This is a genomic window from Gilliamella sp. B3801 (genome assembly GCF_026536645.1).
Lineage (GTDB): Bacteria > Pseudomonadota > Gammaproteobacteria > Enterobacterales > Orbaceae > Gilliamella > Gilliamella apicola_I.
The window spans coordinates 186222-203241 of record NZ_JAFNNR010000006.1; the positions used below are offsets into that span (position 1 = coordinate 186222).

The following is a 17020-nucleotide window of genomic DNA, read 5'->3' on the forward strand; positions in this document are numbered from 1 at the left end:
TCAATCCCTTATGACAAAACGATCGACACCAAGCCAAATACCAAGCAACAGATCAGCCCCTGAAGTATGACCATAATTTGATATCTCAGCCAAAGATCGATGTTGATATTTTTGTTGATTGAGTGCGGTTATAACTTGCAGTACTTGTAATGAAAATCTTCCTTGCAGGGCATGACGTAAAAAAGTCGCACTAATAGTTGTCGTTAAAGAATCAAGATCAAGCTTAAGTATGGCACGTTGTAACAAGTTACATCGACGATAAAAACGCTGATCACTTAATAGTACTGCAATCATGCCAATCAAAATATCATCAAAGCTGGGGGTTAATCCTGCTCCTAGACCAATAAAAGGGGTAATATCATCAGAATATCCATTTAATAATGCGTCAATTTTGTCACAAAACTGGCACAATTCAGGCGCCCTTTTTTCAGTAATATTTTGTCTTAACTCGCCAAACAATCCTGTAGGATTATTGATCTGCTTGAATAATTGAGCAACTCTATTTTTATCATAATTGGTAAGCGGATAAGGAAGTAATTGCAAAGAGCAGATGTGTGTTTTCGCACTAATTTGAATATGTCCGATAATTAAGTCACCCGTTGCTAATTGTTCGATTGGTTTATGACGTTGAGTTAGTGTCTGTTTGATTAAATCAAATTGAGCACTTTTTAGTACCCAACCCATTGGCGACAAACCGTGACCATAACGGTGTAAAGTGATAAGCTGCTTTGCATTATTAATCAGATTAATGGTATGTTCATGCAGACTAAATAGTGTTAAATCACTCACAGTAAATGGTACATGGGCACTTTTAAGCAATGGCTTTATAGATTGCGTAATACGTTTTGATGTATGGAAAACTCCCTGCCGATTAAAATCGGCAGAGAATGGTGAGAGCCATTGCTGATTTTCAGCTTGATTATCGGTACGATGACAATCTGCAAGTTCCTGATTCATAAATTACACTTTCAATTTTATCGCTAATGCCTCAAGCGCTTTTTCAAAACAGGCTAACGGCGCACGCACCGTTCCTGCACCAATTTGACCCACACCTGCTTGTTTATGGGCAATTCCTGTATTAATTAAGGGCGTAATACCTGTTTCTACAATCAGACGCAGATCTAATCCCATACAACATCCTTGAAAGTTCCAAGACGGTATTTGTAGTTGCATATTATGTTCTAAAAAGATTTCGCTCATCTCTTCTGATACTTCATATGCAACATCCGCGCCACCTGCGCCAACAAAACGGGTTACCCCTGGTGCAGCAACCATTGCCGCCCCACCAATACCAAATGTTTCCGTAATTGCACTATCACCGATATCGGGGTTCGAATCCTTTTGGGAGTATCCGGTAAAGAAAAGTCCTTGTGGTGTGTTAACGGGTGCAGTAAACCATTCATCACCCAGTCCACTGACTTTAATGCCAAAATCTTTACCATTACGTGTCATCGCAGTAATAATTGTGCCGGCTTGGATCTGTGCTGCGCTATCCATAACTGATTTACAATATGCCATAGCTAAATTCAAAAAGAATTGGTCGGTGACACTTAAAAAATCAAAAATCTTCGCCATTTCTTCTTTACTACGATTAAGCAGAGCTAATTTAGGTGATAAGGTACGAAGTAATAATGCCGATGCAGCAATATTGCGTTGATGAAACTCATCCCCCATTGAAATGGCTTGAGCCATCAGTGCGGTTAAGTCGATTCCTTTTTCAAATAATTTTAATGCTTCATTAAGCGCCGGCGCTAATGACGTTTTCATCCAGTGATGACGATTTAACACCTCTTGCCCATAGGCACCAAAACGCATGACTTTTCCAATACCTTCATTCAAATTGCAGTAAGCTCGGTTGCCATGAGTAATATTTTCAACCACAACAACAGGCATATTTGCCGAAGTAATCCCACCCATAGGGCCAACAGCATGAACCGAATGACAAGGTATAAATTCCACTTTACCTGTCGTTAGCAAAGCTAGTGCCTGTTCTTCATTTTGCGCCCAGCCTTCAAATAAACAGGCACCAATACAGGCACCTTGCATTGGTCCGGTCATGTCCTGCCATATAATCGGTGGGCCTGCATGTAATAATTTGTAACCTTGTGCCAAAGTCGGGATCGCTTCTTTAGCAGCAATAACACCAACCCAATGCGGTCTTGCCGCTTTAATTATTTCAATAATGGCCTGATTTGCTTCATTAATTGATGAATTCATTGTCACAACCTCTTAGTTTAATTTTTTCAAAATAGCCGCTAATTTTTGATTGCCACCAGCTAACGGTGCCCATTGATAATGCACCACAGGAATATTTGATGATTGCAGATCTTCAGCAAAACTCCGCAAACCGGCATTAATCACACTGATATGATCAAGTAAAGGGTAAGGTTTTAAGCAATCAATCTTATTTGCTGGCGTAATTAATTTTGTGGCTAATAAAATGGCTTCGGGTAAATTATCCATTACGGTAATACCTGCCGATTGAAGTGCTGCAATTTGCTTACTACGACATTGTGGATCGGATTCAGATCCTGTCACCGTGGCAATAGCAATTAAGGGATGATGAGAAGATCGTTTAGCGATAGCCTTGTTGTAACCTGTGATTATTGATTCAGCCGGATTCGCATTTGCGCCATAGCCTATGACCAGATCCAGTAACAATACCCCCACCCCTGTTTGCTCGCCCAATTGTGTTATTGCATGTTCACGTATGGATGGGTCAATCATGGGATGTGGGCGTCCAACGGTATAAAAGTCATCGCCCAGATCGATAATTTTATGACCTTGTTGATCGAACATGATGCCTTTGTCGTGGTTATCACTGAGCAAAAGATTGAGTTGATTAGCCAGCAACATTGCGGCTTCCGATGCTAATGTACCACCGGTATATAATCCCATAATGGTTTGATGAGCCACACTGGGCAACGTACTCATCGTACTTTCAACTTTGGCTAATAAACAAGCTAATCTAGCTGCTTCATCTAACGTGCTGGCAAAAAAGATATTATCGTCTTGCCGATTATCAATACGGGAACCTAAAAAGAGCGCCACAATAGGTTTAGCTATTTGCTTCATTGCATTAATCACTTTTATACGGACACTTTCTGCTGGCGGTTTAGAAATAAAAGTAATGACTTGCGTTTGCTTGTCAGCTGCTAGCATAGTTAATGCGGTTAATGCGCTAATCCCCCCTACTGCTTGCGATAAATCACGTCCGCCGAGTCCAATTGCTTGTGTAATTCCCTGATTGAGTAATGCAATTTGTGAAATCACTTCTTGAATGCCGGTTCCCGATGCCCCAATCACCCCAATGTTACCCTTAGGTATCACGTTAGAAAATGCCAATGGCGCCCCAGCTATGATTGCCGTTCCACAATCCGGCCCCATGACAATAAGATCTTTTGCTGCTGCGCTTTTTTTCAAACGGATTTCATCTTCAAGCGACACATTATCGGAAAATATCATGACATTTTTATTTTCATCTAACGCTTGTTCTGCCAATTCTGCCGCATATTCACCGGCAATTGAAATAAGCACCAAATTAGCATCAGGGAGTTTTCGATTAGCGGTTGCAAAACGCCTTGCTTTAAGTAATTTACTGCCCCCTTGCTGTTGCTGAGCAATATTTTTTAAAGCTTCTTCAAGTTGTGAACGAATTAAATCTATGGCATCGCTAGCATCATCATGCGTTTTAATTGCTACACAGATATCATTAGGCGTTGCTTGATTGAAAGTATCACTCCAAAATCCTGTAGCTACAAGCAATGATTTATTGGCTGGTGTTCCCATCATAACGGAAACTTCATCGACTTCTTCAAGGTTACTCAGCTTTTTAGATATCAACATGAGGCTAACAGAATCCTGAAAACTACCTTTTTTTATGAAAGATTGAATCATGAGAATTGGACCTCTCAGTTATTAAATTATTGTAATAAATGCTGTAATGGTAATTGGAAATAAATAGATATGCGCTTGCTAGATGTTAAAAGACATTTTCATTGACGCGATAAATTATCCTGCTCAGTCATACCCTACTATCCGCTTTGAATCTGTTTTACAACAACAATATTGCGTTAACCTATTAAATCTAACTATCAGACTATATTTATATATTACGTAAAAAAAGCGGAATAAATAGGTCATAAGTCACAAAACAATCATCTATATCATTAAATAAATATGAATATAATCATGAAGATAAATTATTATTAAAAAATTTTTTATAATAATAACCCATTAATTTAATTAAATTTTATAAATCTAAAATAGTTAGTTTGATCACATTATTCTCTGCTATTAATAGATAGTCTAAACGGCAAATAAACAATTATCGAATTTGTTCCAGAACTAAAAACCTAATTAAAAACGAGTAGTTAAAAAGAGTTAAAGCAATTTTTCTAAACGAATGGTTAATGATAGGTAAACGCTTATGAATATCTTGTATGATGATGTGGCTAATGCAGTTAAATGGATATCGAGTTTTGGGGGGCTTGAACAAGGCGGTACCACCCGACTGCTATATACACCAGAATGGCTGGCCGCCCAAAATGCCTTAAAAGACAGAATGACGCAAATCGGTATGGAAAGCGACTTTGATGAAATAGGCAATCTTTATGGAAGATTCAAAGGTAGCAAATATCCGAATGAAGTCATTATGTCTGGGTCGCATGTTGATACCGTTGTTAACGGTGGCAAACTTGATGGGCAACTTGGTATTATTGCTGCGTTACTTGCCATGCAATACTTACATCAACATTATGGTCAACCGTTACGAACTCTAGAACTCATCTCAATGGCAGAAGAAGAAGGTAGCCGTTTTCCGTATGTTTTTTGGGGAAGTAAAAATGTGTTTGCCATTGCCGATCATCGTGATGTTAATGAGATTGAAGATAGTGAAGGAATCAAATTTGTTGATGCCATGAAAGCATGTGGATTTAATTTCAAAACTCAGCCTGCACGCAACGACATTAAAGCTTTTCTAGAAATTCATATCGAACAAGGTGGCGTGCTTGAAAAAGAACAAAAAAGTATCGGTGTGGTGACAAGCATAGTTGGTCAGCGCCGTTATAACATCCGCTTAATTGGCGAAGCTAACCATGCCGGCACAACACCAATGGGTTATCGTAAAGACGCAGTTTATGCCTTTAGTCAAATCTGTTATCAATCAATTAATAAAGCCATAAAAGTGGGTGATCCCTTAGTCCTGACTTTTGGGCATGTTGAACCTAAACCGAATGTTGTAAACGTCGTGCCGGGTGAAGTGCTATTCACGATGGATTGTCGACATACCAATAAAGCGGAACTCGTCGCCTTCACCGAAGAGATTGAAGCGGATATGATTCGCATCGCCAATCAACTTAATCTTGAGATCGAAATCAATCGCTGGATGGATGAAGATCCCATTCCTATGGACACTAAATTAATTCATCTGCTAGAAGAAATTTGTGATCAAGAAGGATTAAGTTATCGGGTAATGCATAGCGGTGCAGGTCATGACTCACAGATTTTCGCGCCTCGTGTTCCAACAGCAATGCTATTTGTGCCGAGTATAAAAGGCATTAGTCACAATATTGCCGAAGATACCAAAACCGAAGATTTAGTTGAAGGCATTAAAGCGCTCACTTATGCCTTATATAAACTAGCTTATCAAGAGTAAGAGGAATCAATATGACCACGACAGAAAAAACAGGCGGTATTCAATATTGGCATAAAATCGTCGTATTATTATGTCTGGGTTGGACAGTGATGTGGATCTATCGCCCTGTGTTAACCGCTATCTTCCCTGAAGTTCAACAAACTATAGGCCCTCAATCCAATACGGAACTTGGACTTATTGCAAGTTGCTATTTTTTTGCTTACACCGCAATGCAAATTCCGGCTGGCATTCTTGTCGATCGATTCGGTAAAAAAGCCGTGGTGATTCCGGGATTTTTACTCTTTACCATAGCGGCATTAATCATTGGTAATGCACATTCAATTATGATGATTTATGTCGGTAGCTTATTGGCTGGATTAGGATGTGGCTCTTATTATGGATCAGCTTGGTCGCTTTCTGCTGAAAACATTCCTTCGCAACATCGCGGTTTTGCTTCTGCCATTATTAATACTGGTTCAGCATTAGGAATGGGGATCAGTCTGCTTGCCACCAGCTTTTTGGTCAAATCATGGGGAATGCCTTGGGAGTATATGCTATATATCATTGCAGCCTTATTACTTTGTTTAGTGGCAGGGTTTGCCCTGATTATTAAGGAAACGCCAAAACAAAAACAAAATCAAAGTCAATCATCGTCAGCAAAAGAAGCGGTCACATCCGCTGACGAACCGAACGCCAAACATCGATTTTTTAGTAGTCAAATGGTGGCTTCTTATATTATGTATTTTGCAACCTGCTATGGGTATTACATGATAGTTAGTTGGTTACCTAACTTTCTCGAAACCGAGCGTGGCTTTACGGGTGGAAACATTGGATCTGCATCGTCTTTGGTTGCCTTTGCTGCCATACCCGGGGCGTTAATCATCAGTAAAATATCAGATAAATACCAAAATAAACGGCTGTTTTTCATTATTGTACTTGAGTTAATTGCAGCAGCGACCCTGTTAACGACCGTACAAGCAACAACCATCACGTTATTGCTAGGTGGGCTCATTTTTTATGGACTGTTTGGTAAATTGGCGGTAGAGCCTATCCTCATCTCACACGTGGCTGATACAGCACCGAAAACAAATTATGGCACTTCGTTTGGAGTATTTAACTTTTTTGGTATGAGTTCATCGGTAATTGCACCGCCATTAACCGGTTATTTAGCTGATCTAACCGGAACAAAAATGACAGGATTTTACGTGGCAATTGGCATTTTAATTATCGCTACCTTGCTCTTTTTCCTGATCAACATGCGTAAACATATCACCAATTAACAAATCAATCATTGCCGATCCATTGCGGTAGTCGGCAATAACAATATTGCTTTAAAACGATGCTGTTTTACAGGCTAGTTGCCTTTTACCCTAAAAAAACGAACAGCAAAGTATAAGATTATAATTTTTCAAGGAGATAAATATGGGGTACTTCAATCACAATACCGGTTATCCAAAAGATTTGCTGGCTTCCAGAGCCATCATCAAACGCCAAAATTATGCGCTTATTCCACCTGATGGATTAGTCAAAAATGTCATTCCAGGATTCGAAAATTGTGATATCACTATCTTATCGACACCTAAGTTAGGTGCATCCTTCGTAGATTATCTTGTCACCATGCATCAAGACGCAAAAAATGTACAAGGTTTTGGCAGTGAAGGGATTGAACTTTTTGTTTATGTCCTTAGTGGATATATTACCGCCACCGCAGATAGTCAATCGTTTAGATTAAAGACTGGTGGCTATTTATATTGTCCTGCTGGGGTAAAATTATATCTACACAATCATGCCGAAAGTTCACGATTATTTCTCTACAAAAGACGTTATATTCCCTTAGCAGATTATCAAACTCGCATTATTTCCAATCACGTTCAGCAGTTAGAAAGCTTAAATTATGAAAATATGGATAACGTATTTATCCAAGACTTATTACCTAAAGAACTTGGATTTGATATGAATTTCCATATTTTAACCTTCAATCCCGGCGCCAGTCATGGTTACATTGAAACCCATGTCCAAGAACATGGTGCTTATCTGCTAAGTGGTGAAGGGATGTACCTACTGGATAATGAATGGATCCCCGTTAAAAAAGATGACTATATTTTTATGGGTGCCTATGCCTTACAAGCCTGTTATGCCGTTGGTAAAGTGCCTTTAAGTTATATCTATTCTAAAGATTGTCATCGAGACGTTGCTATCTAATCAATCAATAATAAGACAACGTAAACTTAAAAACGGATAAATCCGTTAACTTTAACAAATGATCAAGGAAACCATATGGAACTGATTGTCATTGCTTTAGGTGGTAATGCAATTGCCAAACGAAATGAACCTTTATCGGTTGAGAATCAATATCAAAATATTCATTCTACAACCAAATTAATTGCCAAATTAGCAGATAAATATCGATTAGTCATTGTACATGGTAATGGTCCGCAAGTGGGACTTTTAGCCTTGCAAAATGCAGCTTATTCAAAGGTACCGGCTTATCCGCTTGATATATTAGTTGCGCAAACTCAAGGCATGCTAGGGTATATGATAGGTCAAAGTTTACAGCAACAACCTAATGTTACCCAAGTGGTCACGTTACTTACGCAAGTGGAGGTTGATAAATGTGATCCTTCGTTTACTCACCCGACAAAATTTATAGGGCCTGTCTATCCCCCCGAACAACAAAATCAACTCAAACAACAATATGGTTGGATATTTAAACAAGACGGTCAATACATTCGACGGGTAGTCCCCTCCCCTAAACCAAAAAAAATTTTGGAAATTGCAACCATTCAAAAATTGCTGAATGACAATACTATTGTGATCTGTAATGGGGGTGGTGGTATTCCTGTTATCAGCATTGACCATGGCTACCAAGGAGTGGAAGCGGTCATTGATAAAGATCTGTCTGCTGCGCAATTAGCCATACAGCTACAAGCTGATCACCTAATGATATTAACCGATGCTGATGCCGTTTATGAAAACTGGGGGACACCACAACAAAAAGCACTTGATCATGTTGATACTGAACGCCTAAAACCGCTTGCTATCGATGATGGTGCCATTGGTCCTAAAGTCAAATCCGTCATTGAATTTGTCGAAAAAACAGGGAATACAGCTTATATCGGTACCCTAACAGATATTGAATCCTTATTAAAAGGTCAAAAAGGTACCGTAATAAAAAACCATTCCATGGATAAATAGAATCCATTCAGAGGAGTACAAACATGAGAGTAGACCGAAAAACATTACATAATTTAATTGCGAAAAAACTACATAAAGCAGGATTAAGCAAAGAACATGCTGATATTGCTGCCGATGCACTAGCCTTTGCTGATGCAAGGGGAATACACTCACATGGAGCGGTAAGAGTTGAATACTATTCTGAGCGGATAGCCAAAGGCGGCATGACCACAAATCCCAATATGACCTATAAAGAAACCGGGCCAGCTAGTGCGATTCTCGATTTTGATAATGGATGTGGTTTGGTTGGCGCAAAAATTGGTATGGATAAAGCGATTGAACTAGCCAAAAAACATGGCGTTGCCGTTGTCGGTATTCGACGCATGTCACACAGTGGTTCATTATGTTATTTTACTGAAATGGCAGCCGCTCATAATCTTGTTGCTATCTCAATGTGTCAATCTGATCCGATGGCGGTACCTTTTGGCGGTGCCGAAGAATTTTTTGGCACTAATCCTATCGCCTTTGCCGCCCCTTCTGCTGATGGAAGAGTCGTATCATTTGATATGGCAACGACTGTACAAGCTTGGGGTAAAATATTGTATGCTCGCTCTAAAGGTGCAGCAATCCCCCCTACTTGGGCTGTTGATGAGCAAGGTGAAGCCACTACCGATCCTTATAAAGTCAATGCCTTATTACCTATTGCAGATGCAAAAGGATATGGATTAATGATGATGGTTGATGTGTTATCCGGAATTTTGCTTGGTGTACCATTCGGTAAAAACGTGTCTTCGATGTATGCCGATTTATCCAAAGGACGTGATCTAGGGCATTTACATATTGTCATTAACCCAGAATACTTTGTTGGGCTTGAAGTATTCAAAAAAAGCATGTCTGCGATGTTAGATCAATTGAAACAGGTAAAACCCGCAAAAGGCAATAGTGAAGTATTCTTCCCTGGTGAAAGAGGAAAAAAACGGGAAGCAGATTATATTAAAAATGGAATCGAAATTGTGGATGATATTTATCAATATTTGATTAGCGATGATGTTCACTTTGATCGTTACGATCACAAAAATAAATTTGCAGAATAAAAAGGGTTAATCATTAAGAGTGATTACAAGCTAAAAATAACCTTTTATAGTTGCATTATAATAGTTAAGTATAGAATTTATTGATTTTGTTGATGATGTATCCCTGTGTATACAGGGAACTCGTCTTTAGCAAAGCGTTAATATTCTTTTTTTCTTGTTCTAAATCATGTTTTTCTGATTCTTGTTCGCTTGCATCCATCTTACTAACATATGCATCACGTTTTGCTTCATCACCGTCTTTTAGATAACCCAAATAGTTTTCCGCATCATCGGTCATTTCACTGTTTAATGCTTCCCATTCCGGTCGCTTTCCTTCTGCATTCAGCTTTTCATACCATTCACTTTGATAATGAACTAACAGCCGTCCCAGTGCCGTTGTTAAGGTGGTTTTTTTGCTATATTCCCTTAAAATATTTTCAAAATGAGGAATATCATCTATAGATTTATTCCTTTTAATAAAAATATAAATGTTATTTTTTTATTCAACATAAGGCTCGTGGTGAACATATTTTAAACACTCGCCTTTAGAACAACCAAAAATTAATTGTTCTGTATTTTTTCCATAAATGAAAGCTAAGCCACCTAAATCAATATCATATTGCTTATTAACTCCATTAATCAATAAGTTACCTTTGATTTTGCAAGAGTAAACATCAAAAGAATTTATTTGAGCAGAATTAATTGATTTTTCTGCTGTAGAAAAAAAATGCACAATATCTTTTTTATTTAATTGCCACTTATCACATAGATCCTTAATGTAGCCATTATCATTTATCTCTAATGTCTTTTTTATCGTCAATACTTTAATATCATCACGGTTAATAGCATTTGTAACAATTGGGGGCAACATTCCAATGATCAGCAGGAAGATAAAGATTTTTACCTTCTCCACTTGTCTTATAAGCGATACATTGATGTTAATACAAGTCTTTATCTTCAAGATTGAACTCCTTTTGTAATTCAGATAAATATTTTTCTCTTAAGCTTTTTGAATAGTTAATTAAATGACGGCGTAGTCTAATCTTTCCTACAAAATAAGTTTTTATTATCTTTATTCATAATTTATCTAAATGCGCGCAACCCTCAAATATTTCACCTTTAAAGTCGATAAAAATTTCATATATTGAAGTAAGCTCATCAAGATTTGCTTCGCAAAAAGTTCCATTAGGAAGACTACGAATTAAACCATATATACCCTTATCAGAATGGAAAATTGTCACAAAATTATTTGTTAAAGCAGAAGATTTTATATCTATAGAAATTTTAATGTTTTCTTCTTTATTAAGCATAAATTGCAATTTATTCTTACTTATTATGGCATTCCAAAAAGGTTCATAACCACTCGCATGAAACCCTATAGAGTTTTTGTTGACTTTATCCCAAAAAATATGTGGTGTTAATAAATCTATTTGTTGCATTTGCTGTAATTCTGACAGGCTTATCCAATCTATCTTTTTATTTTTAAGATTTAAAAAATTTCGCTTACCATTTTCTGTACTTCCTAAAAATAAATATTCTTGATTAGACGAATCTTTATATATTTCCTGTGCTGATACTAAGTTAGGTAATACCAATAATAATAAAATTAATTGTTTCATACTGTATCCTTATTTACCGTGAGGATTTCCTTTTAAAATTGGGGGCCATGAATATTTATCGTCAGCAAATGGAATTTTTGATTTGTTATATCCCCCAATATCTATTATGTTCAAAATGGGAAATATTACCTATTATGAATTTTGTACATACTTATTAGGTTTTAACTAACACTTAGTAAATAATTTGCTTACTTTTAAATATTATTTATGTTATTAAAACATAAATTTTGTTTATCAATTTTATAATGCATTTTATTGACTAAATTTATGCGATAACTATAATCCTCCAGTGATAAAGTATATATATCACCCGTTAAATCAATGTAATAATAGTCAGTTTGATAATAGAAACTAAAATCAGGATTATAAGAATAACCCGCTAATGTAATGGTATCTCTGATTTCTTGCTTATACACCAGTGATAAATTAACTTCATAAACATTATAATTATTCCAATAATTCCAATGGGTAGATTTATTATTTATTGTTTTGTAATGCTTTCTTTGCATCACCAGTTCTAAATCACCATCATGGTATATAACTGTTTTTTTATCTAGCAAGTCATACAATTTGTTAAAACTAAATTTTGTTGTATATAAAGGACAACGTGTCAAATCTAATTTGCGTTGTTCATTATCGAATATTTCCCAAAATCTTTCATCTTTAGTACAACTAGCAATTAATTCTTCAGTATTAATATTTTTGACAAATGGCGCACCAGTATATTTTTCATCAATAACAAAAGAATGACCATAACAAAATAAGGTATTTATCAATAATAATACCCCTAAATAATATTTAATTTTCATTAAATCTTTCCTTATTTAATTTTCTTGATACATTTCATCAACAACCGTTTCTTTAACTTTTCTAAATACCCCTGTATCACTCATTTGATATCCCGATTTTTTGATTATATGAATGTCACCATTTTTGTATCTTTCATCATCAATCAATATTTGTTCCATTTGATTTACTATTATGTTGCCATTTGCTTCGATTTTAAAGTCGCTCCACCATAGCGCTTCACCTTCAGCACTCAGCCGTTCATCTAGCTTAATAGCATCTATAAAATTACCTTTAACATCGTAGCTATTTAATTGGAAAATAAATATCGGCGTATCATTATCGCCATATTCTATATAGATAATGCCTTTATATATAATTTTTTTATAAATAAAATAAATGGCAGGAAAATAAAAACTAGGTTTCCAATCAAATCTTGTTATCTTAGGTTTATACGCATATTCTTCCGCCGAAAATCGATAAGGTAATTTATCATCAGGTGAAATAAATAAAATGTCATCTTTCCAATAGTAATATTTAGCTGCTTGCTTGGATGTGAACGGTAGATCTATTTTTTGAAAATGTAACAAATCATGATCAATCTTATCATTAGCCATAACCAAACTAAATTGCTCAAATATCAATAAATAAATAATAAAGGGATAGATTAGATATTTCATTTTTTAATTTCCTTTATTTTATCCATATCATAATACTGGACATGTAAATGATGATCATGATCCTTTGTATCCTTTTTTATATGGTTGGGAAAATTCTTTTTCCCATCCAATGTATAACTCCAACCTAACATATCTGTCCAACCAAATTTATATAAAGCATCATTCCATTGATTTTGACGTTTATAGTCAAATAATTTTGGGTTGTTTTGAATATTCAGACTAGTTCCTGGTCCTTTAAGTAAAGTTTCGTCTAATCTTAAATATTTAAAATCTCCATGATAACCATTAATATGTGATTTACTGACTCCTGAGCTACCTGAAGAAGTACTAAAACCATTACAACTAATATCAAGAAAGTTTACTTCTAACATTGCACCAAAAAAACTTGCTAACGTATCACCATTCATGAAAAAACGTGGATCTATAAAACAGTCAACATTAAAACGATATTTTAAGCCATATTGTTCATATTCTTGCTCTACTTTTCTTAAATCAATTAAATGAATTTTTTTAGTAAGACCATATCTTTTATGAGGATAATAGTGATTATTTATTTCAATATAATCATATATACCTAATTGATGTAAATTATTATTTTTGTCGTGATAAACATATTTATATTTTTTTTCATAACCTATTAAAATTTCATGTGGTATATGCTTCTCGATTTTTCCATCGTGAAAGATATGATAGGTAATAATTCCCGCTTTAGCTTTAAAATAATCTACCATAGCCACAGGATGCATAAACCAAACTTTACCATTTTGGCTTAACGTGGCAGGTGTTGATGAAGTTTCGGTTTGATTAGTTGTGGTGTCTGCTGATTGCTCTTTTTTAGTTTCTGCGTCACTTTGTTCTGTCTGTTGACTTTGCTTAGCTAAACCTTTGGTGACATCATCCCACCAAAGCATTTTTGTCGCTTTTTCTTTGCTTTTTTCCCATAATTTATACTTCTCTTCTAACTCATTTATTTTCCCCAATAAGTTTAGTTGCTCTTGTGTTAATTTCTTGTCGGGTGCATCTTCATAACCATCTGGAAAACGTTGATAATCTCTTCTTTGTTGTTCTAAGCCTTGTTTTATTGATTCTTGTTCGCTTGCGTCCATCTTACTAACATATGCATCACGTTTTGCTTCATCACCGTCTTTTAGATAACCTAAATAGTTTTCCGCATCATCGGTCATTTCACTGTTTAATGCTTCCCATTCCGGTCGCTTTCCTTCTGCATTCAGCTCTTCATACCATTCACTTTGATAATGAACTAACAGCCGTCCCAGTGCCATTGTTAAGTGTGGTTTGTCGGATATCCCTTTAAAACATCCCTGTGTTAATGTTGCATATTTATTACTATTTTGAATATATTGCTTATCTAATATTGTTAAGGTCTCTTTGAGGGTTGGCTTATAGTTCTCCAGTGAAGCATTATCCTTATTTCGGGTTGTCGCTTTTTTTGCACTCAGGTAAAACTCTTTTAAACTGCTGGTTTCTGTAATCTGTTTAAAACTAAACCACTCCCAACCACTGACTTTCTTCACGCCCTCACTGCCAATAAATGTCCATCCTTCAATAGGAACATTTTGACTATCCACTGCATGCTCTATCCATAACCACAACGTTCCCTTTTCATCCATGGCTCGTTTATCATTTTTGATTAAATCTTTATCATTTATATTCAGTAGCAACGGTGGTGTATCGACTTCATTTTTACTGGTTGTTAACTCACTCTGTTGTAATGGAAACTTGCTCCATGCGGGTGTGGTACTGGCTAAATCTTTTAGATTACCTTTGGTTTTTATTTTTTCCTCTATCTCTTTATTATTCTCTATCCATAATGTTTTAGTTTCACTTTTCGATGTTTGAATCTCTATTTGTAACCAGTTGATATTCTGTTCTTTACTTAATATTTTTATTTCCGAGTCTTTAAGACGCTCACCGACTTTTGTATCCGATTCTGATGCTGACGCCAGTAATTTTGCACCTTTTGATATGCCAACCAATGTTTTATCTTCATCGGGTATTTTACCTGCCTCTGTCTGCGTTTGGGTGATGAACGTCGGCAAATCGTCACAAGTAAAGCATTCAACATGTAAACTTGGTTTATATTGACTTGCTGTTAAACCTGTTTTTAGCGGTAAAGTCGCTATATCGATATAATTACCGTCTTTATCTTTTTGTTTGCTAATGGCATCATTTTGATTATGACCAATATGACCGACTAAATCACCCGCATTGATGGGAAAAGGTTTCTCTAATACCACAACCTTATTATATTCTTTGCCTCGAGTGATATTTTCGAGACTATCATACCAAACCATTTTTTTCGCCTCTGGCAAAGGTATGGTCGGTTTTCCATCACGGACTATCTGAGCTAATTCAACAAACGTTTTTGATTTTTTCTTACCACTTATTTTTATTTGGGTTCCCTTTGGTAACATAGTCAGTATGTTTTTTTTACTTTCATCCCTGACTCTCAGTCCTTTTGATTTAGCAAAAGTTTTATCATTACCTTTTATATCAAATTCAGATTCCGTGAGCTGCTTTTTAGTGTCATTAAAAACCCAACCGATAATCTGCTTTCCTTCATGCTCATAAGGCGTTAATACCGGAATTGAACAATAGCCTTCCTTTAATGAGGTCACCGCATACCATTTATAATCTTCGGTATGTAACTCAAGATTCAATTCCACTTTGGTGCCCGCTTGTAAAACTGCAAGAATCTCACCTTTTTTTGAGTCAGGCTTCTTTCGAATATTTAATCCTTCAACAAAATCTAAACCTTTTTCAGTAACCCGATAAATATCTTGCTCCCAAAATGCCGGCGCAGGCTCTTTGGGGTTATCCTCATAGTATTTCGTATCCGCCAAATGCATATATAAACTATAAAAATACAGCTGATGACCGGGCTGTTTAGGTTTAGCCGTTTCAGTAGCAGGCGGTGTACTTACTGTTGATGCGTCACCGGTTGTCGTTGGCGTATTGGTATTAGTATTCGTGCCCGTTGGTGATGTCGTTACCGGTGTTGTCGTGGCTGGCGATGTATTTGACGACGGTAATGCATTCGCTGCCGGTGCCGTTGAATTTTCAGTTGAGCTATTTGTAGCTGCCTCAGGGGATGACTGACTTTCTGCCGTTGGTGGTGTTGGGGTTGTTGGGGTTGGTGTCGCTGGCGGGGTCGCTTCTTCAATTCGTTCCATTTCAAGCAGATGACGAACTAAAACAAAACTCGTTGAGAAAAAACCAACCTTATCACCATAATCAACTTTTTGATAATTGTCGTTTACCCGATAAGCAATGACTTCACCATCAGCTATACAGCACACTTTGCTGGGTTTATCATATACAATGCCTAAATTTTCAAGCGCTTTTTCATCAAAATGAATGCCGCCATGTACCTGTTTATTCGTGCTGACAGGATAGAAACCTTCTTCCACTAACATTAAGGCTTGATGATAATGGGTAGCGTTTGATTTTTTTTGGTCATTGGTAACGACCGGATATTTCCATTTTTTTATTGGTGTTAATGCCATGGTTGATTCCTTTATCCTGAAAAATTGATAACATCACTATTGATTAAACGCATAAGTGCTACATCGATATCACTGGATGTAAATTTTAATTTGTCACTATCAATACTTGCCGGTCCCATTTTTTGCATCACATTACATTTCATGTACACATTATCCGGCGTGCCAAGCTCTATGCCTTCACTGCTGATTTTGATATAAGAGCCACCACACATTAATGTCAGCGCTTCGCTTGCTGTAATGGTCAGTTCGCCGTCCACACTGTCGATTTTGATATCTTGTTTAGCCGCCATATTGAGGTTGGCATTTTGGGCTTGTATGTCAATATCCCCTTGGTTGGCAAACACCTTCATCCCCGATTTGTGAGCAAATAACCCTATCGCATCGCCCGATGCCAGCGTGATGTTTTTTAATGCCGTGATGTCAGTCTGGTTTTCAGCGGTAACACTTACGCTGTTACCGGTTGATAACTGGATGTTTTCAGGACTGGTTAACGCAATGCCTTCTTGCGCATAAGCTAATATGCCAC

15 protein-coding genes are annotated in these 17020 nt (G+C 36.7%); 5 read left to right on the forward strand and 10 right to left on the reverse strand.

Features of this window, described 5'->3' with window-relative positions; all coding sequences use genetic code 11:
• Genes J3U14_RS07335 through fdrA form a run of 3 tightly spaced genes read right to left on the reverse strand, consistent with a single transcriptional unit; the run spans position 1 to position 3897 of the window.
• The gene (locus J3U14_RS07335; RefSeq protein ID WP_267352441.1) at positions 1–957 is read right to left on the reverse strand and encodes a DUF2877 domain-containing protein; all 957 of its coding nucleotides are present in this window, start codon (positions 955–957) and stop codon (positions 1–3) included.
• Positions 958–960: 3 nt separating this feature from the next.
• Positions 961–2217 carry a DUF1116 domain-containing protein gene (locus J3U14_RS07340; RefSeq protein WP_267352440.1) on the reverse strand — a complete coding sequence of 419 codons (1257 nt, stop codon included), beginning with the start codon at positions 2215–2217 and terminating at the stop codon, positions 961–963.
• Positions 2218–2229: 12 nt separating this feature from the next.
• A complete protein-coding gene (fdrA, locus tag J3U14_RS07345) occupies positions 2230–3897 on the reverse strand; it encodes an acyl-CoA synthetase FdrA (protein WP_267352439.1) in 1668 nt (555 codons plus the stop codon).
• A gap of 532 nt (positions 3898–4429) precedes the next feature.
• On the opposite strand from fdrA, the gene allC reads away from it, so the two are divergent.
• The 5 genes from allC (at position 4430) to allD (ending at position 9903) form a co-directional block, all read left to right on the forward strand.
• Complete coding sequence (gene allC / locus J3U14_RS07350) at positions 4430–5656, forward strand: allantoate deiminase (protein WP_267352438.1); 1227 nt, start codon at positions 4430–4432, stop codon at positions 5654–5656.
• An 11-nt stretch (positions 5657–5667) separates the two neighbouring features.
• Entirely contained in the window at positions 5668–6915 is a 1248-nt protein-coding gene (locus J3U14_RS07355) for an MFS transporter (RefSeq protein WP_220216985.1), read from the forward strand.
• Between the two features lie 142 nt (positions 6916–7057).
• On the forward strand, positions 7058–7837 hold the full coding sequence (gene allE / locus J3U14_RS07360) for a (S)-ureidoglycine aminohydrolase (RefSeq protein ID WP_267352437.1): 780 nt from the start codon (positions 7058–7060) through the stop codon (positions 7835–7837).
• A 75-nt stretch (positions 7838–7912) separates the two neighbouring features.
• Positions 7913–8830, forward strand: a complete 918-nt coding sequence (locus J3U14_RS07365; RefSeq protein ID WP_267352436.1) for a carbamate kinase — start codon at positions 7913–7915, stop codon at positions 8828–8830.
• 23 nt (positions 8831–8853) lie between these two features.
• Complete coding sequence (gene allD, locus J3U14_RS07370; protein ID WP_267352435.1) at positions 8854–9903, forward strand: ureidoglycolate dehydrogenase; 1050 nt, start codon at positions 8854–8856, stop codon at positions 9901–9903.
• Between the two features lie 64 nt (positions 9904–9967).
• On the opposite strand, the gene J3U14_RS07375 is transcribed toward allD, so the two are convergent.
• The 7 genes from J3U14_RS07375 to J3U14_RS07405 form a co-directional block, all read right to left on the reverse strand.
• A complete protein-coding gene (locus J3U14_RS07375; protein WP_267352434.1) occupies positions 9968–10180 on the reverse strand; it encodes a hypothetical protein in 213 nt (70 codons plus the stop codon).
• A gap of 201 nt (positions 10181–10381) precedes the next feature.
• Positions 10382–10843 carry a hypothetical protein gene (locus J3U14_RS07380; protein WP_267352433.1) on the reverse strand — a complete coding sequence of 154 codons (462 nt, stop codon included), beginning with the start codon at positions 10841–10843 and terminating at the stop codon, positions 10382–10384.
• A 115-nt stretch (positions 10844–10958) separates the two neighbouring features.
• Positions 10959–11501 (reverse strand): hypothetical protein, encoded by a 543-nt coding sequence (locus J3U14_RS07385; RefSeq protein WP_267369608.1) that lies wholly within the window; start codon positions 11499–11501, stop codon positions 10959–10961.
• Between the two features lie 194 nt (positions 11502–11695).
• The gene (locus J3U14_RS07390; protein WP_267351220.1) at positions 11696–12310 is read right to left on the reverse strand and encodes a hypothetical protein; all 615 of its coding nucleotides are present in this window, start codon (positions 12308–12310) and stop codon (positions 11696–11698) included.
• Positions 12311–12325: 15 nt separating this feature from the next.
• On the reverse strand, positions 12326–12967 hold the full coding sequence (locus tag J3U14_RS07395; protein ID WP_267351218.1) for a hypothetical protein: 642 nt from the start codon (positions 12965–12967) through the stop codon (positions 12326–12328).
• A complete protein-coding gene (locus J3U14_RS07400) occupies positions 12964–16494 on the reverse strand; it encodes a hypothetical protein (protein ID WP_267369609.1) in 3531 nt (1176 codons plus the stop codon). Before J3U14_RS07400 ends, J3U14_RS07395 begins: the two co-directional genes overlap by 4 nt.
• A gap of 11 nt (positions 16495–16505) precedes the next feature.
• A partial coding sequence (locus J3U14_RS07405; RefSeq protein WP_267369611.1) for a DUF2345 domain-containing protein occupies positions 16506–17020 on the reverse strand: 515 nt, incomplete at its 5' end.

What these genes read in the sequence shown, in the direction of transcription:
- J3U14_RS07390 (WP_267351220.1), bottom strand. Translation starts at nt 12,310, where the DNA reads ATGAAAATTAAATATTATTTAGGGGTATTATTATTGATAAATACCTTA.
- allE (WP_267352437.1), top strand. Translation starts at nt 7,058, where the DNA reads ATGGGGTACTTCAATCACAATACCGGTTATCCAAAAGATTTGCTGGCT.
- allD (WP_267352435.1), top strand. Translation starts at nt 8,854, where the DNA reads ATGAGAGTAGACCGAAAAACATTACATAATTTAATTGCGAAAAAACTA.
- allC (WP_267352438.1), top strand. Translation starts at nt 4,430, where the DNA reads ATGAATATCTTGTATGATGATGTGGCTAATGCAGTTAAATGGATATCG.
- J3U14_RS07375 (WP_267352434.1), bottom strand. Translation starts at nt 10,180, where the DNA reads ATGACCGATGATGCGGAAAACTATTTGGGTTATCTAAAAGACGGTGAT.
- J3U14_RS07365 (WP_267352436.1), top strand. Translation starts at nt 7,913, where the DNA reads ATGGAACTGATTGTCATTGCTTTAGGTGGTAATGCAATTGCCAAACGA.
- J3U14_RS07335 (WP_267352441.1), bottom strand. Translation starts at nt 957, where the DNA reads ATGAATCAGGAACTTGCAGATTGTCATCGTACCGATAATCAAGCTGAA.
- J3U14_RS07395 (WP_267351218.1), bottom strand. Translation starts at nt 12,967, where the DNA reads ATGAAATATCTAATCTATCCCTTTATTATTTATTTATTGATATTTGAG.
- J3U14_RS07355 (WP_220216985.1), top strand. Translation starts at nt 5,668, where the DNA reads ATGACCACGACAGAAAAAACAGGCGGTATTCAATATTGGCATAAAATC.
- fdrA (WP_267352439.1), bottom strand. Translation starts at nt 3,897, where the DNA reads ATGATTCAATCTTTCATAAAAAAAGGTAGTTTTCAGGATTCTGTTAGC.
- J3U14_RS07400 (WP_267369609.1), bottom strand. Translation starts at nt 16,494, where the DNA reads ATGGCATTAACACCAATAAAAAAATGGAAATATCCGGTCGTTACCAAT.
- J3U14_RS07385 (WP_267369608.1), bottom strand. Translation starts at nt 11,501, where the DNA reads ATGAAACAATTAATTTTATTATTATTGGTATTACCTAACTTAGTATCA.
- J3U14_RS07340 (WP_267352440.1), bottom strand. Translation starts at nt 2,217, where the DNA reads ATGAATTCATCAATTAATGAAGCAAATCAGGCCATTATTGAAATAATT.